17 protein-coding genes and 1 tRNA gene are annotated in these 23,166 nt (G+C 49.5%); 6 read left to right on the top strand and 12 right to left on the bottom strand.

The features are described 5' to 3' along the window. Positions 1–1,223: thiamine pyrophosphate-binding protein (locus tag OYT88_RS19980; protein ID WP_274402123.1), on the bottom strand; the 1,223-nt coding region annotated here is incomplete at its 3' end. 136 nt (positions 1,224–1,359) lie between these two features. Then, positions 1,360–2,106, bottom strand: coding sequence for a transaldolase (locus OYT88_RS19985; protein WP_274402124.1), 747 nt, complete (start codon positions 2,104–2,106; stop codon positions 1,360–1,362). Positions 2,107–2,848: 742 nt separating this feature from the next. Between OYT88_RS19985 and OYT88_RS19990 the strand changes: the two genes are divergently transcribed. Then, positions 2,849–3,868 carry a glycoside hydrolase domain-containing protein gene (locus OYT88_RS19990; RefSeq protein WP_274402125.1) on the top strand — a complete coding sequence of 340 codons (1,020 nt, stop codon included), beginning with the start codon at positions 2,849–2,851 and terminating at the stop codon, positions 3,866–3,868. A 148-nt stretch (positions 3,869–4,016) separates the two neighbouring features. On the opposite strand, the gene OYT88_RS19995 is transcribed toward OYT88_RS19990, so the two are convergent. The 4 genes from OYT88_RS19995 to pgaC form a co-directional block, all read right to left on the bottom strand. Then, positions 4,017–6,680, bottom strand: a complete 2,664-nt coding sequence (locus tag OYT88_RS19995) for a cation-translocating P-type ATPase (protein ID WP_443217550.1) — start codon at positions 6,678–6,680, stop codon at positions 4,017–4,019. Between the two features lie 1,419 nt (positions 6,681–8,099). Beyond that, positions 8,100–8,321, bottom strand: a complete 222-nt coding sequence (locus OYT88_RS20000) for a glycine zipper domain-containing protein (RefSeq protein ID WP_274402127.1) — start codon at positions 8,319–8,321, stop codon at positions 8,100–8,102. Between the two features lie 538 nt (positions 8,322–8,859). Beyond that, a tRNA-Ala gene (locus OYT88_RS20005) sits at positions 8,860–8,932 on the bottom strand. 497 nt (positions 8,933–9,429) lie between these two features. Continuing rightward, on the bottom strand, positions 9,430–10,674 hold the full coding sequence (pgaC, locus tag OYT88_RS20010) for a poly-beta-1,6-N-acetyl-D-glucosamine synthase (protein ID WP_274402129.1): 1,245 nt from the start codon (positions 10,672–10,674) through the stop codon (positions 9,430–9,432). A gap of 605 nt (positions 10,675–11,279) precedes the next feature. Between pgaC and OYT88_RS20015 the strand changes: the two genes are divergently transcribed. The 4 genes from OYT88_RS20015 to OYT88_RS20030 all read left to right on the top strand — a co-directional run bounded on the left by OYT88_RS20015 (position 11,280) and on the right by OYT88_RS20030 (position 15,360). Then, positions 11,280–12,467: a CaiB/BaiF CoA transferase family protein gene (locus OYT88_RS20015; protein ID WP_274402130.1), complete on the top strand. Its 1,188-nt coding sequence runs from the start codon at positions 11,280–11,282 to the stop codon at positions 12,465–12,467. Positions 12,468–12,479: 12 nt separating this feature from the next. Beyond that, positions 12,480–13,685 (top strand): acyl-CoA dehydrogenase family protein, encoded by a 1,206-nt coding sequence (locus OYT88_RS20020; protein WP_274402131.1) that lies wholly within the window; start codon positions 12,480–12,482, stop codon positions 13,683–13,685. Between the two features lie 25 nt (positions 13,686–13,710). Next, entirely contained in the window at positions 13,711–14,034 is a 324-nt protein-coding gene (locus OYT88_RS20025) for a DUF3870 domain-containing protein (RefSeq protein WP_274402133.1), read from the top strand. Between the two features lie 75 nt (positions 14,035–14,109). Continuing rightward, positions 14,110–15,360, top strand: coding sequence for an MFS transporter (locus OYT88_RS20030; RefSeq protein WP_274402134.1), 1,251 nt, complete (start codon positions 14,110–14,112; stop codon positions 15,358–15,360). Here OYT88_RS20030 and OYT88_RS20035 read toward each other — a convergent pair. The 5 genes from OYT88_RS20035 to OYT88_RS20055 all read right to left on the bottom strand — a co-directional run bounded on the left by OYT88_RS20035 (position 15,357) and on the right by OYT88_RS20055 (position 19,086). Further along, positions 15,357–15,746, bottom strand: a complete 390-nt coding sequence (locus OYT88_RS20035) for a hypothetical protein (protein WP_274402135.1) — start codon at positions 15,744–15,746, stop codon at positions 15,357–15,359. The genes OYT88_RS20030 and OYT88_RS20035 overlap by 4 nt on opposite strands. 20 nt (positions 15,747–15,766) lie before the next feature. Next, positions 15,767–16,405 carry an ABC transporter permease gene (locus tag OYT88_RS20040; protein WP_274402136.1) on the bottom strand — a complete coding sequence of 213 codons (639 nt, stop codon included), beginning with the start codon at positions 16,403–16,405 and terminating at the stop codon, positions 15,767–15,769. Positions 16,406–16,441: 36 nt separating this feature from the next. Further along, a complete protein-coding gene (locus OYT88_RS20045) occupies positions 16,442–17,401 on the bottom strand; it encodes an ABC transporter ATP-binding protein (protein ID WP_274402137.1) in 960 nt (319 codons plus the stop codon). Between the two features lie 84 nt (positions 17,402–17,485). Further along, a complete protein-coding gene (locus OYT88_RS20050; protein ID WP_274402138.1) occupies positions 17,486–18,424 on the bottom strand; it encodes an ABC transporter substrate-binding protein in 939 nt (312 codons plus the stop codon). Between the two features lie 17 nt (positions 18,425–18,441). Beyond that, positions 18,442–19,086 carry an ABC transporter permease gene (locus tag OYT88_RS20055; RefSeq protein WP_274402139.1) on the bottom strand — a complete coding sequence of 215 codons (645 nt, stop codon included), beginning with the start codon at positions 19,084–19,086 and terminating at the stop codon, positions 18,442–18,444. A gap of 845 nt (positions 19,087–19,931) precedes the next feature. Between OYT88_RS20055 and OYT88_RS20060 the strand changes: the two genes are divergently transcribed. Next, on the top strand, positions 19,932–21,089 hold the full coding sequence (locus OYT88_RS20060; RefSeq protein ID WP_274402140.1) for an amidohydrolase: 1,158 nt from the start codon (positions 19,932–19,934) through the stop codon (positions 21,087–21,089). Positions 21,090–21,131: 42 nt separating this feature from the next. On the opposite strand, the gene OYT88_RS20065 is transcribed toward OYT88_RS20060, so the two are convergent. Next, positions 21,132–21,389, bottom strand: coding sequence for a hypothetical protein (locus OYT88_RS20065; RefSeq protein WP_274402141.1), 258 nt, complete (start codon positions 21,387–21,389; stop codon positions 21,132–21,134). Between the last annotated feature and the right edge of the window lie 1,777 nt (positions 21,390–23,166).

Raw genomic sequence — 23,166 nt, forward strand, 5'->3', positions numbered from 1 at the left:
ACGCCGAACCAGATGTTCCGCCCGGCATACGTACCCGGCAGAAAATCGCCCCCGGCCCGGATCGCGGTTTTCGTCGACGACGCCAGATCGGCTGCGCCGCCGAACAGCGCCGGCACCGTCCGGGCGATCCCGTTGATTACCTCGCCCGAGGACGCCCGCGTCGCCTGCTTCGTTCCCGGCGCATAGGCCGGCAGCTTTTCGGCATAGTCCGCGGCCAGCTGGCCTTCAATGGCCGCTTTCAGCTGCGCCGCGAGCGCCGGATACACCTGGGCATACGCCGCCAGCCGGGCGTTCCAGGCCGCCTCTTCCTGCTGCCCCGCGGCCGCCAGCGTCTGGAAGTGGGCCCGGACGGCCTCCGGGACAAAGAACGGCTCATGGTGCCAGCCGTACGCCTCTTTGGCCGCCTGCGCCTCTTCGGCTCCGAGCGGACTGCCGTGCACCTGGTTCGTGCCGGCAACGTGCGGCGCCCCGTAGCCGATCGTCGTCCGCACCTCGATCAGCGTCGGCCGGTTCTCCTCGGCGACTGCCGCATGGAGCGCCTGTTTCACTGCCTCCACCTCATTGCCGTCCTCGACGAGCAGCGTCTGCCACCCGTAGGCGTCAAAGCGCGGACGGACGTGCTCCGTAAACGACATATTGAGTTTCCCGTCCAGCGATATCTGGTTCGAGTCATAGAGGACGATCAGGCGGCCGAGCTTCAGCCGGCCGGCCAGCGACGCCGCCTCGGACGAGACGCCTTCCATCAGGTCGCCGTCGCCGCAGAGCGCGTAGGTCCGGTGGCTGATGACCTCATAGCCGTCCCGGTTGTACGTCGCTGCCAGATGCGCCTCGGCCATCGCCATCCCGACGGCCATCGCGATCCCCTGCCCGAGCGGGCCGGTCGTCGCCTCCACGCCGGCCGTGTGTCCGTATTCCGGATGGCCCGGTGTCCGGCTGCCCCACTGGCGGAACTGCTTCAGCTCCTCAAGCGGCAGCCCGTAGCCGAACAGGTGCAGCAGGCTGTAGAGCAGCATCGAGCCGTGGCCTGCCGACAGGACGAAGCGGTCGCGGTTGAACCAGTCCGGATGGGCTGGGTTATGGTTCATCACTTTCGCCCAAAGGGTATAGGCCATCGGCGCCGCCCCCATCGGCAGCCCCGGATGGCCGGAATTCGCTTTCTCGATCGCGTCGATCGACAGCGTGCGAATCGTATCAATGGATAATTGTTCAATCTGTGTGGTCATACATCTGCATCTCCTTTAAACAGTCGTCCATCAGTCGTCGGATGGACCCTTTCCGACAAACGGCCTGTCCATCCATCATGACCATTTGTCCTGCAAAACAGGGTTCACATTCCGTAGCTGATCCGTTTTATCCGTTTTACCGGCCGGTCTGATCGTTCTTTTCCGCGTCCGTCAGGATGGAATAGCCGAGCGCCCGGATATCTTTATTGAACCCCTTGACTGTATCCAGCGAGACCTGTCCGAGCGGTTTGCCGACCTTCTTCAGTTTTTCGATAATGGCCGGCGTGCAGGTGATGATGTCGACGCCGAGCCGGTCCGCCTCATAGACGTTGAACAGTTCACGCGAGCTGGCCCAGAGCAGATTCGCTCCCTTTTTCGTCCGGCAGATCCCGACAGACTTTTTCATGTATGGAATCGGATCGCGCCCCGTATCGGCAATGCGGCCGGCAAAGACGGACACGATGTTCTCAACCTCCGGATTGAGTGCTTCGACGGCCGCCTCGACCTGTTCCGTCGTCAGAATCGCCGTGATATTCAGCGAATAGCCTTTGTCTTCCAGCCTGCGGATCAGCGGCACGGACGATTCGCCCTTCGTATTCGTAATCGGAATCTTGATGAAGACATTCGGACCGAAAGTGTGGATTTTCTCCGCCTCTTTTTCCATCGTCGCAAAGTCGTCGGCAAACACTTCAAAAGACAGCGGCAGATCGGGAATCTTTTCAACGACTTCTTTGGCAAAGGCCACATAATCCTGAACGCCCGCCTTTTTCATCAGGCTCGGATTGGTCGTAAAACCGGAAACAAAACCGGCCCGATAGGCGGAAAGCATATCGTCCAGCACGGCTCCGTCCGCGTAAATTTTCACTTTCAGATTATTGTCCATGATCAGTTCCTCCTTTTTATACATAATATTACACATTCTGAAGAAAAGAGTCAGTTATCTTGTTTCAAAAGATCACAAATTCATTCATCCTCTCTTCGGCCGGTAAAGATTAAGATGACTGACACCTCTATAGTATAGAAAATAGTTAGAGAAGAAAAGGACAATCTATAGAATTATTTATTCCGGCCACTGAAACCGGCAAAAATGAGACGCAAATATCCAATAACAGGCTGGCATTCCGTTCCAACGAAATGAACGGACGGCAATCATAAAAAAGGGACAACCGACGGTTCGACTATTTGTACGGGTGATCCTCCGGCCTTTTCCGCGAAACGATTCTATCTGGAAAAAATGTCCAAACTTGTAATATAATTTTCACAAATTGCGAAAATTATCAGTTTACCAAATTTATGAAATATGTTTTACTAAGATCGTCAGGGGAAAATATTACTATACAGAGAATCAGTTAACCGTTCTATGATTTTTCTTCCGAACGGATCCGCGAAATATCCCCTATTTTTATTTTTCGGCCTCACCTTGCAGCATTCCCATTTGTCAGATCCATGCCCCTATATTCGCCCGAGGAAGGAGTCCTGCCTTCTATCAATCAATCCGACAAAAAAAGACAAGCATCGATTCTCCCCGAACCCGGTCAGTTGAACCCTTTTTCAGAAAGTACTTTCGGTATTCGGCCGCAGCCGATGGCCGATAACATACATTTAAACCTAAGGAGTGACGTTCAGTGACAGCGATAGACTCACCGCACAGACTTGTCCAGGCTGCAATCAATCAATTGAAGCAGGAAAAAATCGAGGCTGTGGGCCGATACCTGCATCCGCATAATCCGGATAAGGCTCTTGGCGCGGCCGAATCACTGGCCATCCGGAAAGCCGGGCTGAAACTTTTCAGCATTTGGCAGACTGATGCGGCCGGGCACACTTATTTCACAGAAGAACAGGGCGGGAAGGATGCCCAGAACGCTGTGCGCCTGGCGGCGGAAGCCGGACAACCTCCGGGTTCGCCGATTTTCTTCAGGGTGGATTACGACGCTCTCCCGGCGGATCACGCTGCCGTCATCAGTTACTTTTCTTCCGTCAGGCGCATGATTCGGGATTATGCAGTCGGTGTATCCGGATCCTATGACATTATCGAACTGCTGGCTTCTGCCGGACAGGCTGATTTTTTCTATCAGACGTCCGCATGGTCTTCAGGAAAGCTTTCTCAAAAGACCCATATTTATCTTCTCGGCCGGGGCACGGGTACGGCAGAGACAGGAAACGGTTCGGTCAGGATTCTCAGGCCCGGTGTGTTTTGGGATTCACCGTTCAAATCACAACCGACACCGAAGAAGGACTACCGCAGATCTTCTGAGAATAAAGCAAGTGCGATCAGCGAACTGATGGAAACGATCTATAGGGCAGCAGGTTATCCGTTATCTCAGGCTGATCTGCACAGTACGCTGCAAACAATCGAACAAAACGGACATCAGAACAGCGCTTTCTCATCCCGATCGCGGCGTTACCCCGGCAGGCTGATCCGGCTCGGCAGTAAAGGCCGGCCGGTCCGCTATATTCAGGAGGCTGTCGGCATACCGGTCGACGGCGTTTACGGACCAAAAACAAAAGCTGCCGTGGAATCCTACCAGCGGCGCTGCCGCCTTTACCCGGACGGTATTGTTGGTCCGATTACCTGGCGCCTGTTGCTGAAAGTACTGCTTTTTTTATACTCGCTCCCCTATACATTTGTATTTTCATACGATTGACCTGCAAACGCCGGCTTGCCGTACATGAAACAGACGTTTCAAGGCCGGGCACCGGATGAAATCGGATCATGGGACAGCTAACCCGGCAAATATACACATCAACACCCAGCTGAAAAATTGCATGTAAAAAGCGGGAAAATGTTCTGCCTTATACCGGCCGGCCGGCTCTGCTGCTGACCAATAACTTGATGCACTCGCTTACGGCAAGCGGAACAAGCGCAAGCAGAAAAACAATCATCCAGTCACGGGCGGAAAGCATGTGAACGTGAAAGGCATTCGAGAGAAACGGGACGGCAATGACGGCAAACTGCAGAACCGCTCCCAGGACGATGGCTCCTGTTAAATATAAATTAGTAAAGAGGCCGATCCGGAAAATAGAGCGGGTGGTATTCCGCATGGCAAGCGAATAAAAAAGCTGGGAAACGGCAAGAACGACAAAAGCCATCGTTTCCGCATAAATCATTACGCCGGCAGGAATATCCCTTGATCCCGGGCCGTAGCCGTGCTCATTCAGACCGAACAGAAAAGCGGCCAGCGTCAGAGCGCCGATCAAAGTTCCGCCCAAAATCGCCCGGAAACCGATGCCGCCGGCAAAGAAGCCTTCCCCGGGATTTCTCGGCGGTTTTTTCATGATGTCTTTATCTCCCGGATCAACACCAAGCGCGATCGCCGGAAAGGTATCCGTAATCAGATTGATCCAGAGAATCTGTGTCGGCAGCAGCGGCACAGGCCAGGAAAAAACGACGGAGGCAAAGATGGTCACTATTTCGCCCAGATTACAGGCAAGCAGAAAAATGATCGCCTTCCTGATGTTACTGTAAATGTTTCGTCCCTCTTCGACTGCACGGACAATCGTTGTAAAGTTGTCGTCGGTCAGAATCATATCACTGGCTCCCTTTGAAACGTCCGTTCCCGTGATGCCCATTGCAACGCCGATATCTGCGCTTTTCAGTGCCGGTGCATCGTTCACGCCGTCCCCGATCATCGATACAATATGGCCGCGTGACTGAAAGGCTCTGACAATCCGCACTTTGTGCTCCGGCGACACTCTGGCGAAAACACGGTAATCAGCAATCCGATCGGAAAATGCGGCTTCGGAAAACCTGTCGATTTCATACCCGGAGATGCTCTGATCAGGCGTGGCAGCGATGCCAAGCTGCATCGCTATGGCGGCAGCCGTATTCCGGTGGTCTCCGGTAATCATGATAGGTGTGATGCCGGCCTGTTTCGCTTGTTGAATCGACTCGCTGACTTCGAGACGGGGCGGATCGATCATGCCGGCCAGGCCGATAACCGTCAGGTCACTTTCCATTTCTTCGGGCGGAAGAATCCGGTCCGTATCCTTGCAGGCCGCACCCAGTACACGCAAAGCACTCCGCGACATTTTTTCAGCCGCAGCGAGATATCCCTGACGGATTTCCTGCGTCAGAGGGACGGGCCTGCCGCCGATCAGCGCGTGTGTGGCTGTTTTCAGCAGGCTATCGATCGCTCCTTTCGTATGCACACGGTATTCCGGCCCTTCTCTGTTGAGCGTTGACATCAGTTTTCTGTCGGAATCAAACGGTCTTTCGGCAACACGCTCATGCCCGGCTTCCATTTTTCTTTTCGGCATATGATACTTTTCACCGAGTACGACAAGAGCAATTTCGGTCGGATCCCCGGTTCCTTCCCCATTTTCGAAGGTCGCGTCGCAGCAGAGGACAAAAGACTTGATCAGCTCCTTTTCGTCTTTCCTATCAGCCGTTGCCGTCCCGTCCGCAGGGACATTCTCAAAATGTTGATGTGTATAGACATGCTGAACAGTCATCCTGTTTTGAGTCAGCGTACCCGTTTTGTCAGAACAGATGATACTCACAGAACCCAGTGTTTCAACGGCAGGCAACTTTTTAACAATCGCATGGATGCGGGACATTCTTGTGACACCGAGTGCCAGAACAATGGCAACGATTGCCGGAAGGCCCTCTGGAATAGCTGCTACAGCCAGGCTGATCGCCGTCAGGAGCATTTCAATAAGATCTCTTTTTTGAAAGAAAGAGACGATAAAAATAAGCATACAGACGGTGACGGCGATATAACCGAGTATTCTTCCAAGAGTGGCCAGTTTCTGCTGCAAAGGTGTCGGATCTGTCCGGTCCTGTTCCAGCACTTTCGCTATTTTTCCAATTTCCGTATTCATCCCGGTGCCGACCGCGACGCCCTCGCCGCGGCCATAGGTTACCAGTGTTGACATGAACGCCATGTTTGATTGATCGCCCGCGGATATTTTTCCCTCTTTAAAAATCGCTTCGGCATCCTTGCCGGACGGAACCGACTCCCCAGTCAGAGCCGATTCCTCGATCTGCAGGTTGACACTTTCAATCAGACGCAGATCGGCAGGTATGTATCTTCCGGCATCAAGCACAACGATATCCCCCGGCACAACTTTCCCGGAATTTATTTCCTTTACTTCTCCGTCACGCCGGACCAGGGACTTGGGCGCCGACATCTGCCGAAGGGCTTCGATCGCTTTTTCGGCCTTATACTCCTGAATGACGCCGATCACTGCATTCAGAAAGACAACCGAGAGAATAATAACGGTGTCTGTATACTCGCCGATCGCAAGCGTGATGGCCGCCGCACCGAGAAGAACGTAAATCAGCATGTCTTTGAGCTGCAAAAAAAACAATACTGCCGGACTTTTTTTCGGCTTGTCCTTCAGCTTATTTTCGCCATGCTTCACGAGCCTTGCTTCCGCTTCTTCGGAAGACAGGCCGCTGCGGGGGTCGACATCCAGATCGTTCAGAACTTCCGCTGCTGTTTTCGCATACCACATCATTGGCTCACCTCGGCGTCTTAAGACGAACTTTCTGTAGAATTGGATACATATTATCTATACCCATTTATCGCCTTCTTATTTTTGAAATTCATACGAAAGCCTCAAAAGATAAATGACTCCAGTTTGGAAAACCGCAAATCCGCCAAAAGAGCGAAAAACGCCCTGTCCCTCTTTTCAAAATGAAGACAAGAAACCTTGATTCTATTTAACCTTGTTGTTTGTTTCGAAAAGCCTTTAAGTTGTAAAACAAATCGTTGATCATGACATATCCCTTCCAGCTATTCGTTTAGCGCTTCAATATGGCAGAAAAATTGCTTCAAAATTTTCAATAATTTTGAGGGACATTCATATAGTCAACATTAGATATTTCCTTCACCTTCTTTTAGGCATAATAAAGCACCCTCTAATTTAGGTGCTGTATCTAAGAACTTTGCCCATATGTCCATTGCCATCTACTGCTTTTTAAAAGATTAGCTTTATCTGGCTCTTCTTTCAGCTTAAAATTCTTCTCAATCATTCGGCAGACATTTAAGAATCCTCTTTGGTTCCACCTGTCAGCGCACTTGCGAGCGGCTCCGTGGGTGTCTGCTGGCTTACCGATGAGAGTAAAGTTTTACTCTGAGCTGAATAGTTGACGACTCGCTTGTGACACTCTGAAAAAATAACTTTTGTGAAAACAGCGAGAAGGGCGGGAGAATGCCCCCTCACGCTTTATTTTTTCGCCCGTTATGTACTAACAAAAAGTAAGACGGTACGTCAAATTTCCCACCTAAGCCTTTTCAGTAAGTGAGATTTTCCACCTATGAAATCGGATAGCTCCATGCGGGACAAGGGATGGAGGCACTTTGTAGGGCAAATGATTGTCTTTATCTTAATACACCTAGCTCGTGGTCCAATGAGTTTGACAGCAAGTGAAGTCTGGGTGTTCTCGCTCGTAGTGAAGTCCTTTAGTCCAGCTCATAGGAAGCAATAAAAAGAAAATAATTGAGTCAGGTAGCTTTACCTTGCGCTGAAAGCGCGGCTATGCTAGTGGGGAAAACAAATAGGGCACCTCGGTATTTTTTGAATTTGAATATGAGATAGAAACAAACCGCTCCCCTTGTAGGCTTACTGAGCGCGTAGCGCGCCAGTTTAGCCATTCTGAGAAGCAAAAGAGGGCAAACTCGTATTATTCTTATTCTTATTTATGAGGTCGCGCTTTGCTATGGCTTCGCGCCCCAGTTGTATAGAGTTTCACCGCGAGCCGGACAGTATAGCTTTAACTTGCGGTAAACACAAAAAAGGCTTTCCTATGCGGAAAACCTCTGTTTCAGTGAAATATGCTGGTGTAATTTGTCAGTAAAATATTTTTAAGAAGGGTTCTGTTGCGCAATAAAAAATGAACTGCTAAGCAACCTTCAAGAAATTAAAAAAAGGTCATCTTTTTTTATCATAAGACCCCAATGCGATTCCTAAAGCAATTCCAATACAGATTCCTAATACAATATTATTAAAGATAGACCCTAGTCCAGCCCCTAAACAAATACCAATTGATAAGTAGATGACTTGCTTATTCTTCTTTAATTTATCATTTTCATTTTTTGGGGGCATGGAGATTATCCTTTCTGCTGGGTACTGTAATGTAATTCCATTTAACACCATAAACCTCTGCCAGACAACCAGCGGAGGGAATTTTTTATGTAAAGCTCGCGAGGAAGGCTGGGAGAGGGTAACTCACAAGCCCACACTCATGCACTCGCTGAGGTAGACTGTCAGTGAAAACAAAAAAAGCACCCCCGAGGGAGCACTTTCATTCATTCACTATTTTGTTTGCAATCTCTACGGCTCTAGCCAGTATAGTGCCGTCTGTGTCAATTTCACACAAAGTATGGCACACTCTGAAAACACGAGGGTTGAGCTAGTCAACGCGTTCAATCTCGTTTTCTGCCAGCCACTTGCCGAACGTCCCCCAGAGTGCGTCATAACTTTTCAAGCTATTCTCCGTGATACCGTCATACTTCTTGTCTGTTGCCATTTCCCGTCATGCCATACTGATAAGCAATAAAAGACCTCCTTGAGTAAGTTTCTGAAAACTCACCCTCAGAGATTCAAAACTGGTCAAAAATAGGTCTGTCATAGAACGCTGTGTGCTTTTGCTCTATTTTGCACTAGAAAATCCCTTCCAGCGGCGATTCGATGGAGCATAGGGGGTTCGAACCCCTGACCTCTGCGCTGCCAGCGCAACGCTCTCCCAGCTGAGCTAATGCCCCACAAGACAAAAAATAGAATAACAAAATTTGACCTGATTGTCAAATTATTTTTGTCAATTTGCCAAGAGACCGATTTTATTTATGCTCGACCTCGATATGAGTTATTGGATTTTTATCAAATGCAATGATCTTACACTTTCTTAATTGAACATAGTCCCTTTCCGACATTAATCCTAACTTGAGCATGTCCTCATCTGTAGTAACAGGCGGATATCTTCTTCTATGTAAACTGCCGAATTTCTTTTTATTATAAAACCGCCAGATCCAGAGTACAAAAACAAAGATTATCCATAGGATCAGACTGTTCCACACAAATTTGCGTAATAGAGAATCAGATATTCCAAGCCTTGCTTTAAGCTGCTCCACGAATGACAAACGGAGATATAAAAGAGCCGTACTAAAGAAAAGAAGAACGAGTAAGCTGTATGCCCACATGATACTGGTTAAAAAAACGAGCACAATTGATTTTAATAGGTGGTTGGAAGATGGCGTAACCATCATACCGTTTTGTCCATACCCCTGTCCGGACTTGACCACAATGCATACCCCCCTTTAATCCTTGCTCTTATCGCTCTCGGAAGCGCAAAAATAACCACCATTGTACTAACGATCCAGTAAAGAGCGGGATACCAGGCAGACCAGGCTAAGTAGCGTTTGACAGAATCATGTTTTGAGTCAATAATCACGGAAGTCAGTAACTGAACAAAACTCATTAACACAAGCACAAACGATGAAAGCGTAAACCACATTAAGTGCTCTGTTAAAGTGACTGAAATTATCTGTTTAAAAACAGTGAGCGCAAGCCAGGAAAATGTCCAAAGTATGCTGCAGAGCTGTTCAAGATAAACGATCCAAATCCTTCTTTGCCGCCAGTCACAAAAAACGCGCCAATGCCTTATAAGAACTTCTTCCCCGCCTTGAGCCCATCGAATTCGTTGTTTCCAAATGCCCTTTAAGGTTTCGGGAACAAGCATCCAGCAGAGTGCACGCGGTTCATAACGTATATCCCAGAATCTACGTTGCAGTTTCCATGAAACTGCAATGTCTTCCGTGATCATGTCCCGGTCCCATAACCCTACATCAGCAAGAGCTTTTTTTCGAAAAGCAACAACAACTCCCGAAACGGTCATAACCTTGCCTAAAATTCGCTGCGTTCGTTTAATGGATCCTATGATTGAAGCATATTCAACAATCTGTAATTTACTTAGCAACGTCTTTCGATTTCTCACTCTCGGATTGCCGGTAACCGCACCGACTCTCTCTCCATTTTTAAAAAAGTGATGAATCAGATAGAAAGGAGCATTGGGATCAAGAATTGCGTCTGCGTCAATACATATGAGATATTCTGCTCTGGCTGCATGGCAGGCAATATGAAGGCTATTCGCTTTTCCACAGTTTTCTTTGCAGTCAATAAATCTAAGTTCTTTAATTTGTTCTGCAAGTTTATAAAGAATTTTTGCGGTTTGATCCGTACTGCCATCATTTACAGCAATAATTTCTTTCTTCGGATAAGGCATTTTCGATAAATATCGGATTGTTTCTTCGATCGTATCCTCTTCGTTGAAACAAGGTACCAGAAAACTGACCATTGGCCAATCATAGTCATCGAAACAAATCTCTTCTTCTCGTTCACGATAAACAAAAAATAAGACAGCCCCAGCCATCCAAAATAAAGACATAATAAAGGGGTAGAAAAATACAAAGTTAGATGTAAAATCAGCTAGTTCTCTTAATAAAAACATGAACATCCCTACTTTTAAATTAACCAAGCTACAATAGGTTGTATCATTAACAAATATACAATTTCTGAACAATTATCTAAAAATATAATATTTGCCATGAAAGTCAGGTGGTTGTCGATGTTTATACAATTTAATGGTTTCACTTCTCAGCTTTGTCATCAATTGTATGTTCACAATGGCTGGGCCGTTTAAATAACCAGGCGGCAAAATTCAAGGCGGTTCCGCCGGAATGAAGAGCGGTCAGACGGCATAGTATGGAAATGGGTCAAAGAGGTGGGCAAGCAAAGCAGGAGAGCCGTAAAAATGAATCGTCGGTTCGCATCCGCCTTTCCGTAAAAATCCTTGGTGCAAACCATTTGATGCGTTAACAGACGATGGATATCTGCAGCCCGGATATCTGACGAACCGATGACGGCAAAGACCCTTGCCGCATAACGGTTCGCCGGCAGCTTTAAAAATTATAAACGCGACTTGATTCACTCGATCTTCCCCGGCCGGAAGAAGAGCCTTGAATAAGAGTCGGTGAAACGTTCAATGGATAGCATCCTTGTTTGTTTTGCCGGCTCTTTTCCTATCTTTTAATGAGTTGAGAAAGGAATGATGTGATGCAAGGAGCCTTGGACGGAATACGGATCATCGACGCGTCCCGAGTATTGGCAGGGCCGTTCTGCTCAATGATTCTCGGGGATCTGGGAGCGGAAGTGATAAAAATCGAGCATTACGAAACCGGGGATGAAACGCGGGGATGGGGCCCGCCTTTTGCCGGCGGGGAAAGCGCTTACTATTTATGCACTAACCGCAATAAGCAAAGCATGACCTTAAACCTGAAATCCGAGAAGGGGAAAGAAATATTTCACAGATTGGTTGCTTCCGGCGATATCGTGATTCAGAACTTTAAAACAGGCACCCTTGAAAAATTGAATCTCGGCTATACGCAATTGAAAGCAACGAATCCGAGGCTGATTATGGCATCGATTACAGGCTTTGGATTAACGGGTCCCTATAAGAATCTGCCGGGCTACGATTACATCATCCAGGCGCTGAGCGGGCTGATGAGTATTACCGGCGAGACCGGCGGCAGCCCGATGAAAGTGGGAGTTGCCATTGCCGACGTGCTGGCCGGCCTGTACACGTGCATCGGCATCTTATCTGCCCTGCATCACAGGGACCGGACCGGCAAAGGTCAGGAAATCGATATCTCACTGATGGATTGTCAGGTTTCGGCATTGGTCAACGTCGCCGGCAACTTTTTGTGCAGCGGGATCAACCCGGAAAGAATAGGAAACCGCCATCCCAATATCGTCCCCTATCAGGTATTTACAGCCAGAGATGGGAAGTTTGTCGTTGCGGTAGGAAATGACCCGCAGTTTCGCAGATTTACGGCCTTACTGGGAAAACCGGAACTGGCCGGTATGGAAAAATTTGCACACAACGACGGCCGTCTGCGGAATAAGTCCGAACTCATTCCCCTGATCGAAGAATTGTTGAAAAAGAAAACCAAAAAGGAGTGGAAAAAGCTGCTCGACCGCGCGGGAATTCCGAACGGGCCCATTAATACCATCGCTGAAATGTTTGAAGATCCGCAAATACAGGCAAGAAATATGCTGGTGAAAATGAATCATGCGAAAATCGAGAATCTTAAATTAGTCGGTTCTCCGTTAAAATTATCCGCCACCCCGGTCACGATGCGCGATCCGCCTCCGCTGTTCGGAGAACAGACCGAATCCGTCCTGTCCGAACTCGGTTACAGTGCAGAAGAAATCATCCAATTCAGACAGAATAACATCATTTAGGAGGCTCAGATCATGAATTTTGCTTTAACAGAAGAGCAGCAGGCAGTCAAAAACATGCTGAGAAAGTTTGTCGATCGGGAAATAGTGCCGAATATCCGGGAATGGGATCGGCAGCACCATTTTGATCTGACCGTGATTCAAAAGCTTGCGGATCTCCGGCTGATGGGCGTCTGCATTCCCGAGAAATACGGCGGTGCCGGAATGGATTACAATACACTGGCCGTTGTATGCGAAGAACTGGAGCGCGGCGACACGGCCTACCGGACAGCGGTCTCCGTGCATACCGGATTAAACAGTATGACTTTGCTGCAGTGGGGAACGGAAGAACAGAAACAGAAGTATCTCGTCCCTCAGGCACAGGGAAAAAAGATCGGCGCTTTCGGTCTGACAGAACCGGACGCCGGCTCCGATGTCGCCGCATTGCGTTCAACCGCCGTCCGGAACGGCGATGTATACACCCTGAACGGCTCAAAAACATGGATTTCGCTTTGCGACGTAGCGGATCATTTCATCATTTTTGCAAAAACAGACCCGGCTCGCGGACACAGAGGGATCACGGCTTTTATCGTAGAGCGCCGTTTTCCGGGAGTAGAATCCAATGCCATCCGGGGAAAATTAGGCATTCATGCAGGAAATACCGGTGAAGTCTTTCTGACAGATGTAAAGGTGCCCGCTGCCAATGTACTGGGCGAAGAAGGCGAAGGTTTTAGAATTGCGATGTCCGCTCTGGACAACGGCCGTTTCACTGTAGCCGCAGGAGCGGTCGGTTTAATCGCCGCAAGTCTGGAAGCAAGCCTTAAATATTGTCATGAACGGAAAACATTCGAAAAAGAAATCGGGAAACATCAGCTGGTTCAGCAGATGATCGCCAAAATGAGTGCCAATCTGGAAATTTCGAGGCTGCTCGTCCATCAGGCAGGATGGCTTAAAAATCAGGGAAAACGAAACACACGGGAGACATCGCTTGCGAAATGGATCGCGTGCAATGCTGCTTTCGAAGCGGCCAATGATGCTGTTCAAATCCATGGGGCCTACGGGTATTCAGATGAATACCCGGTTGAACGCTTCCTGCGCAATTCAAGAGCTCCGATCATCTATGAAGGAACCCGTGAGATCCATACGATCATGCAGGCCGAATATGCACTCGGCTATCGAAAGGATAAACCTCTGCGAAAACAGCTGCCGGCATGGCCTTTTCAGTCTGTTTCCGCTGATTAACCGAATAATACGGGGAGGCCGTACAATGAATACTTATTTAATCGCCGGGCACGCCAGGCTTCCGCAGGGAATGGCCGCCAGAAATGTTTACGACTCGCTCACCGTCACCTTGGAACTGGACCGGAAACACGGCGTGATTATCGACGCCGACTGTACACTGGCAACAGAACACGCCGGCCGCTTTCTGCAGCAGCTGTTGCGCGGTTATTGCCTGAAAGACGGGATTGACGGTTTGCTGGATCAGGTACAGATCTTATACCGCGGCAAAGCTTGTCAGGCCGTTCAGGCCGCTTTAAAAGACGGTTATGCCCAATTTGAGGGGGCCTCAATGAAGCAGATCACACAATGAGCATTGTCATTGCCTTCCATCCGACGTGTTCATGGAGAAGTCTTGGTATATCATTTATAAGGAGGCTTTTCGGTTATGAATATGCCTGTTCCGAAGCGGATGAAAAAAAGCGGAGCCAGAATGAGTCCGCAGCAGCGCAACATCCTCGCTGTCGTGACCATGGCCTGGATCTTTGATGCCTTTGATTATTTAATGCTGACTTATATAGCCGTCGATATCATGAAAGAATTTAACGTGACTGCGGCTGTATTCGGAACCGTCACATCGGTTACCGTTCTCGCAAGATTGATCGGCGGCGCGCTTGTCGGCGTTGCCGCCGATAAGTGGGGACGCCGGATTCCATTAATTACCTCCATGATCTGGTATGGAATTTTTCAGTTTATATCAGGATTCTCTCCGACATTCACTATCCTGTATGTACTTCGTTTTTTATTCGGTCTTGGTATGGGATCGATGTATTCCGTCGGTGTTCCGCTTCTTATGGAAGCGGTTCCAAAAAATAAACGGGGTCTCGCTTCGGGTCTTCTGGAAATTGGCTTCCCTGCCGGGGGCATCCTGGCCGGTCTCCTTTACGCCGGCATCTATTCTTCGGGCAGCTGGCGCGACATGTTTTATATTGCCGCCGTTCCTCCTATTCTTCTGGGAATCTATACTCTGGCTACGTTTAAAGAAACGCGGAAGTGGACCGGGGAGCGATCCGCCCGGAGCAGTCTCGAAAAAATTCCTCTGATCAATCTTTTTATCGGAAAACAGGCCTGGAGCACGATTCATTCCATTCTAGTGAACGCCGGATTTCTCGTTTTATATTATTCCGTCAGCCTGTGGTATCCGACTTTTTTAAGGGTTGAACATCATTTCACCGTCGCCATGGTCAGCGCCGTGACTATTTTATTGAATGCTTCAGCCGTCTTCGGCAGCATCCTGTTCGGGATTTTGTCCGACCGAATCGGGAGGCGGTGGACCATAACTATTTCCGCATTAGGTTCCATGCTGGGCGCCCCCTTGTTCGTCATGCTGGATAATAACGCATTGCTTTATCTGGGTGCGATCATCGTCGGCTTTTTCGGACCCGGCGGAGTATGGAGCGTAAACGCAACATACACGGCGGAACATTTTCCTTTAAGGATGCGGTCTACTGGACACGGATTGACCTACAACGCAGGAAACTTCTTCGGAGGCATGCTGACGCCTGTCATGATCGGGCTGCTTTCCGCTCAATACGGATTTGGCGCCGTCATGACATTCGGCGTTCTCTCCTCCGCAGCATTTCTGATTCTTATGGCGTGGCTCTGGAAAGAAACAAAGGACTTGGATATGTCGATTTAAACGAAATATAAGTGTCTACTATTAAGGTAATTGTCATCTATTTGTTCGCAACATTTCACGGCCGGAAAACTTCTAAAATTGTCTATCAGATAAGCGGACACTGGTTTCAGGTCAGCTCCTACTCTGAATTTTTGTGCTAAAATCTCAATGATCAATGGCGGCAACGAAACGTAAATAAAAAAGCCTCGGGCAAGCTGATATTTATCATCAGTTCGCGCGGGGCTTAAATTTATCAGGTTTTTAACATGATGATGCATTTTTCTGTCAGTCTTAGCAGACGGAGAAAAAATGCCGGCAAAACCCCGCAAATCTTGCCAGCGGAGATCTTCTCCACAAGCTGAGCCATTCCCTGATAAGGCTTCTCTGATTAACAGCGTTCCTTGCACGTGCCATCCCGTTTCCGGAGCTACTTTACATCTTCCCCTCTGGATTTTGCAAGCGCCATGGATTCCAAAACGGACAAAAAATAATTGACAAAAAGAGCCAGAGCTGAAACGAGAACCGTCCCCCAGACAATCTGCACTGTGTTGTTCTCATTCAGCCCCTGGAATAAAATGACGCCGAGGCCTCCGGCGTTGATCCAGGAGGCAATGGCGGCAATGCCGATAATCGATACCGACGCAATTCTCACACCGCCCAGAATCGCCGGCAGGGCCTGTACCCATTCAATTTTCCAGAAGAGCTGCCAGCGGCTCAGCCCGAGACCTAAACCGGCTTCAATCACAGCCGGGTCGATCGAACGAAAGCCGGCAATCACATTTCTGACAAGAATCAGCAGACTGTAAGCAACGAGCGCAATAATTGCCGGTTTCAGGCCGAGACCGACAACGGGAATCAGCAGCGCAAACATCGCCAGGCTTGGAATCGTATAGATGACACTGAGAAAGGGCATGACAATCGCCGCCGGCCCGGCGTTCTTTGCCAGAAATACGCCGAGCGGCAGCGCGATGATGAGCGCGATGATCAGAGAAATGAGGGTTATCTCAATGTGCTGCAAAAAAAGAGAGATTACCTCAACATAATTATTCTCGATATAAGCAATCAAAGAAAATCACCATCCGGATCGTTATTTGTCCGAGATTCAGGCTTGCCGTATCTCCTTTATTGTCACCCGGCCGACTGACCGGTTCTTTTCATCTCTGATTTGCACATAATCAGCCCTGCCGCCGAGGAGAAGCGTCAGGATTTCGTAAAGTGTGCTGCTCTCGCGTGCTTCAGGTGCTTTCTCGTACGGATCGGCGGCAGGTCCTTCCGTGTTCATCACGTCTTTTGCGCGGACAAAGGCCAGCCGCTGCAGAATATCATCGGAATGCACGAGGTTTCTGACAAATTCGTTGGCCGGATGCCTTAAAATATCGAGAGGGCGGGCGAACTGCTGAACTCTCCCCTCATTCATCACGATGACCTTATCGCCTAGTTTCATAGCTTCCATGATATCATGAGTAACGAACAGAATTGTCTTTCGCAGCCGTTTCTGAATGCGGAGGATTTCATCCTGAAGTGCGGAGCGGTTAATCGCATCAATCGCTCCAAACGGTTCATCCATCAGCATGATCGACGGATCCGCCGCCATAGCCCGTGCAAGACCCACTCTCTGCTGCTGGCCGCCCGACAGCTGTCTCGGATAACGTTTCCTGAATTCTTGTGGGGACAGGCCGACAAGATTCAGCAGTCGATCAATCCGTTCATTGATCTTTTTATTGTCCCAGCCAAGAATCTGCGGAACCACGGCTACATTCTGTTCGACGGTCATGTGCCGGAAAAGACCGGTCTGCTGGATCACATAGCCGATCTGCCTTCTCAGTTTTGTAGGCGAAATCCGGGTGACGTCTTCTCCGTTGATATAAATTTTCCCGGATGTCGGTTCATAAAGCCGATTGACCATTTTTAATAACGTCGTTTTTCCGCATCCGGAAGCGCCGAGAATCGTCACGAAACTTCCTGTTTCTATCCTTAGATCCGTGGGATAAAGCGAAGGTTTTTGCGCTTTTCCAAAAGTTTTGCTGATTCCCTGCAGAACGATTGCATCTGTCTCTGTCATGAACTTTCCTCCTCTGGCCGGAACGGAACCCGAAGGGCACGGTTTTCTCTAAAAGGTCGACCCCTTTTAAAAAGATCATGAGAATCATGATTTTATAAGGCCCTGTTTAACAAGAAATTCTCTGGCAACCTGCTGGTACGTTTTCTTTTGAATATCTACTTGAGCGTTCAATTGCTGCATCGCTTGGCTGTCCACTTTTGATGAGACTTTATTGATGATCGTTTCGATCGTCGGATCGTTTTTAACGACACTTCCTCTGATTACCGGGCAAACATAGTACGGCGGATAAAAATGCTTGTCATCTGTCAGCAATACCAGATTTTTATCCGTCAATTGTCCGTCCGTTGTAAAGGCGACGGTCGCATCCGCTTTTCCATTCAGCAGAACATTGTACTTCAGACCGTAATCATAAAGCTTGTCGGTCTTGAACCGAAAACCGCCGTAGGCCTGCTGCAGCCCCTTCAATCCATCCGGGCGGTCATTGAATTCCGGCGTGGCCGCAAAGTTAATATCGGGAGCCGCCTTGGCAAGATCGGAAAAAGTGTGGATGTTGTATTTATCCGATATGGTTTTGCTCACGGCGAGCCCTTGTGAATCGTTAGCGTGTGTCGGCTGCAGCCAGATCAGGTTCCACTTTTTCTTATAGGCCTGCGATACATCCTGATATACCTGGCCGGCATCTGTTACTTTGCTGTGTTTCAGAATGTCGAGCAGTCCGGTCCCGGTGTATTCCGGGTACATGTCGATATCTCCCTTTACAAGGGCCTCATGGGCAACAAGCGTTCCGCCCAGATTCAATTTTCTGTTTACTTTATAGCCTGCGTTTTCCAGGGCGTCCGCATACATCTCACCAAGGATCAGACTCTCCGTAAAGTTTTTCGATCCGATCGTGATCGTTTTGGCGGAAGTTGCAGAACTGCTGCTGGACGGCTTATTATTTTGCAATGAAACGATTAGGATCAGTCCCGCGATGACAACAACGGCAAAGATGGAAAGTCCGATAAAAAGACGGCGTGTTTTCAAAAGTTCATCTCCCTGTTTTAAGCCTGTCTGTATTTTGTTGCCAGCTTTTCAATGGTGCCGAATGCCACTTCTGAACAGATCGCGAGCAGGGCCACAGGAACGGCTCCGACAAGCAGCATGGCGAAATTATAAAGGCCGAGGCCGTCAATAATGAACGTCCCCAAACCGCCGCCCCCGATAAATGCGGCCAGCGTCGCACTGGAAATGACTTCGACCGAAGCGGTGCGCACTCCGGAAAGAATCATCGGCAGAGCGACAGGCACCTCAATTCTAAAAAGGATCTGCCGATTGTTCATACCCATGCCAACAGCCGATTCTATAACTTCGTGAGGCACACTTCTAATTCCAAGATGAGTATTTATGATAATCGGCGGGCAGGACAAGATAGTCAGCGCAACAAGGGCCGGAGTGAAGCCTGTCCCCAGTATCGGCATAACGATAATTAATACAGCAAGACTGGGGATGACCCGAAGCGAATTGACCGTTCCCGTGATCAGCCCGGACAGTCTCGCATGTCGCGCGCAGATGATCCCGAGCGGGATGCTGATAAGGAGTCCGATGAGAAGTGCGGACCCGCTTAACTCCAGATGGGTGCGTAACGCTTCGTTAAACGCCTCGCGATTGTGCACAATATAGAGAAAAGCACCCCTGACGAGATTCAATGGATCACCCTCTTATCATGAGTCAAAATGCGAATGAATCATTAAGCAGATATCCTATCTTGTCCTTAATAAAGCCGGAATGTCAACCTTTTCGACTCTTTTCACCTAATCGCATGGCCGCCGTTCATCCTCATCGCGGTTGAAAAACGTTCCAACCTGAATCGGTACCTGAATCCTAATAGATCGTCCATTGCTTTGAACCGAACAAGGATTTGGCGCCGTCATGACATTCGGCGTCCTCTTCTCCGCGGCCTTTCTGATTCTTATGACATGGCTCCGGAAAGAAACAAAGGACCTGGATATGTCGATTTAAACGGCAGCCATGTGTTGTTCAGCCCTGCGAAAAAGCTTTCCTGTCCGCCCTGCATGTTCATGACCGGCGAGCTGTTAAAATGCCGCCCCGTTCTGTCTTCTTCTCTTTCAGCCGTTCAGCCGGCTGCAGGCCTCCTGAATCGGTTCTTCCTTCGGGCCATGCCGATAATGAGAATTTTTATGTTAATACATCTTTTGTGCAGTTTTTTTCTCTTCCAATGGAATGTGCTAACCCCCGCTAAAGCCGGTCTGTCTTTTTTGGGGGCCTTTTTGCCTTTATTGATTAAACCGCCGTTAACTGCATCGCGTCCGGAGCTTCTCGGCCTGAATCAATCTCTGAAGCGGAATGGCGATCGTGCCGGTTGTTTGCGTCCCGGACATCGTGTATCCTAGTTTTTATAGGGCGTGTTCGAAAAAGTCAGGAAAAGGAAAGGATATTCCCCGGCTGTTCCCGAAAGCGGTTTGGCCGGTATCATAAATAAGCCTAATGCATTCCGGGCGTCCTGAAGGAAACAAAGGTGAGGAGCAAATAGATGATAAAAACAATTAACGAAAAGAAGCTTGAGCAGAAACTGATTGGTTATCGCCGTCTGCTGCATGAAAAGCCGGAACTGGCCTTTGAGGAATACGAAACAACGCAATTGCTGAACCAGTGGCTTGCGGAGGCAGAGATCGAAAGAGCGGAGCTTCCTCTTAGGACCGGGATCCTTGCCGTCATCGGAGGAAAAAAGCCGGGACCGACCCTTGCGCTCCGCTCGGACATAGATGCGCTGCCGATCCAGGAGCAGACCGGGCTGCCCTACGCTTCCAAAACAGCGGGGAAAATGCACGCCTGCGGCCATGACTTTCACATGGCGTCCATACTCGGTGCGGCATTGTTATTGAAAGAACGGGAAGATGAGCTGGAAGGAACGGTTAAGATTATTTTCCAGCCGGCCGAAGAGAACGGCCGCGGTGCGGTGCAGGTATTAAAAACGGGAGTGCTCAATGACGTTCAGGCCATTTTAGGCATGCATAATATGCCTTACCTGCCAACTGGGACAATCGGAATCAAGGCGGGCGCTTTGATGGCCAGCTGCGACCGTTTTATGATTGAAATTGAAGGAACCGGCACCCACGGAGCTGCACCCGAAAAGGGGGTTGACACGATTGTCGCCGCCACCCAGATCGTTACCGCCCTGCAGACGATCGTCAGCCGCAATATCTCACCGCTCAGCTCAGCCGTGATCAGTGTCACCCGGATCCAGGCAGGCAACACGTGGAATATCATTCCGGAAACGGCCGAATTGGAAGGAACCGTGCGCACATTCGACGAAGACGTTCGCAACATAATACCTGTCAGGATGAAAAGCATCGTTGAAAACGTGGCCCGCGCCTTCGGTGCCAAAGCAAAATTAAAATTTACCAGGCAGGGCCATCCTGTTCAAAACGACGGACAGCTTACAAAATGGGCCGCGGAGACCGCCGAAAAATCCGGCCTGAAAGTTATTGAACCCATTCCGACAACCATCGGCGAAGATTTTGCCCAATATCAGGAAAGCATTCCCGGAGCCTTCTTCTTTATGGGCGTTTCGGGCAGCTCCGATCTGCATCGTCCGGATCTGATCATTGACGAAAGCGCCATCCTGCCAAGTGCCCGTTTTTTTGCCAATCTGGCCGTCGACCTGCTGAAAAAAATAAAAGACCGTTAGACTGCCCGTGGTCTGATCACGTGCGTCACTTGTCTGTCAAATTCAGCGGCCCTCTTCATGGCGGCAAACATAATAGATAAACTCTTCAGCATGTCCGAACAAATGTTTCTGCTGAAAAAAAGCACGCATTGTGCCGTCTGCAAGTTCATCATAACTGACCAATTGAAGTCTGTGTCTGCGGGCAAACAGTTGAATCGCGGACAGCATTGTTTCCGCCGGAATAACCTGAGCCGGGCGGTCGACAACAACAGGCAGAGACTGTCTGCCGTCGTATTCTTCATACATGGCATAATGATTCATCTGAAATCCCCCTTTCACAGTAATAGCTCGGCTGTTCCCGAAGCTGTCCCGGGAATGGACAGCAGCTTTTTAATATATTATTCTCATTCCGATCCCGGGCCTGCGGGTCGAGCGGGAAACTGTAATATACAAGAAAAAAAGAGTGCGCCGGATCGACCCTGTTCCTGTGTTTTTACAGGGGAAACTCCGGCGCTCCTAAGAGCTAAATCGGCTGCAGCTTCGGAATTCCGATGGGCGGCAATGCATTTTCGCGAACGCCGGAACGATGATATGCACAAATGAAGAGGTTTACTCGGAAGGGCACAAATCAGTAATCCTTCGTTAAAATAAGCAATTATTCACAAAAATAGTCAGGGGCTTATTCCGCGGATAACGCACAGATTGGGTAAAAAAAGTCCTTTATCGCTCACTAAAGAAATGAACGACTACGCGGCAGACAATACAGTGCAACCGTCCGATCAGATTAGAAAGCCAGACCAGACCGGAGAAAACTGAGCACCGGAAGGCCGCTCCAAAAAGGGCAGTCGCTCCGAATCGGGTCTGAGTCGCACCAAAGCCTGAAAAAGCCGCTCCGAAAAAGAGCAGTTGCTCCGAATCGGGTCAAACTTGCACCAAATCGTCGGGAAGTCGCTCCGAAATAGAAAAGAATCGCACCAAACAAGAGAGGTTGCTCCGAATCCGGCTACAGACGCACCGAAATGCCGAAAAAGCGCACCGAATCGGGCCTAACTTGCTCCGAATCGTCGGGAAGTCGCTCCGAAATAGAAAAGAGTCGCACCAAACAAGAGAGGTCGCTCCGAATCCGGCTACAGACGCACCGAAATGCCGAAAAAGCGCACCGAATCGGGTCAAACCTGCTCCGAATCGACGGGAAGTCGCTCCGAAATAGAAAAGAGTCGCACCAAACAAGAAAGGTCGCTCCGAGTCCGGCTACAGACGCACCGAAATGCCGAAAAAGCGCACCGAATCGGACCTAACTTGCACCAAATCGTCGGGAAGTCGCTCCGAAATAGAAAAGAGTCGCACCAAACAAGAAAGGTCGCTCCGAGTCCGGCTACAGACGCACCGAAATGCCGAAAAAGCGCACCGAATCGGACCTAACTTGCACCAAATCGTCGGGAAGTCGCTCCGAAAAAGAGCAGTTGCTCCGAATCCGGCTACAGACGCACCAAAATGCGGAAAAAGCGCTCCGAATCGGGCCTAACTTGCTCCGAATCGTCGGGAAGTCGCTCCGAAATAGAAAAGAGTCGCACCAAACAAGAGAGGTCGCTCCGAATCCGGCTACAGACGCACCGAAATGCGGAAAAAGCACACCGAATCGGGCCTAACTTGCTCCGAATCGTCGGGAAGTCGCTCCGAAATAGAAAAGAGTCGCACCAAACAAGAGAGGTCGCTCCGAATCCGGCTACAGACGCACCGAAATGCGGAAAAAGCGCTCCGAATCGGGTCAAACCTGCTCCGAATCGTCGGGAAGTCGCTCCGAAATAGAAAAGAGTCGCACCAAACAAGAAAGGTCGCTCCGGGTCCGGCTACAGACGCACCGAAATGCCGAAAAAGCGCACCGAATCGGGTCAAACTTGCACCGAATCGTCGGGAAGTCGCTCCGAATCAGAGAGGCCGCTCCGAATCCGGCTACAGACGCACCGAAACGCCGAAAAGTTGCACCGAATCGGGCCTAACTTGCTCCGAATCGTCGGGAAGTCGCTCCGAAAAAGAGCAGTTGCTCCGAATCCGGCTACAGACGCACCGAAATGCCGAAAAGTTGCACCGAATCGGG

The sequence above is a fragment of the Sporolactobacillus sp. CQH2019 genome (assembly GCF_028765345.1).
In the GTDB taxonomy this organism is placed as follows: Bacteria; Bacillota; Bacilli; order Bacillales; family Sporolactobacillaceae; genus Sporolactobacillus.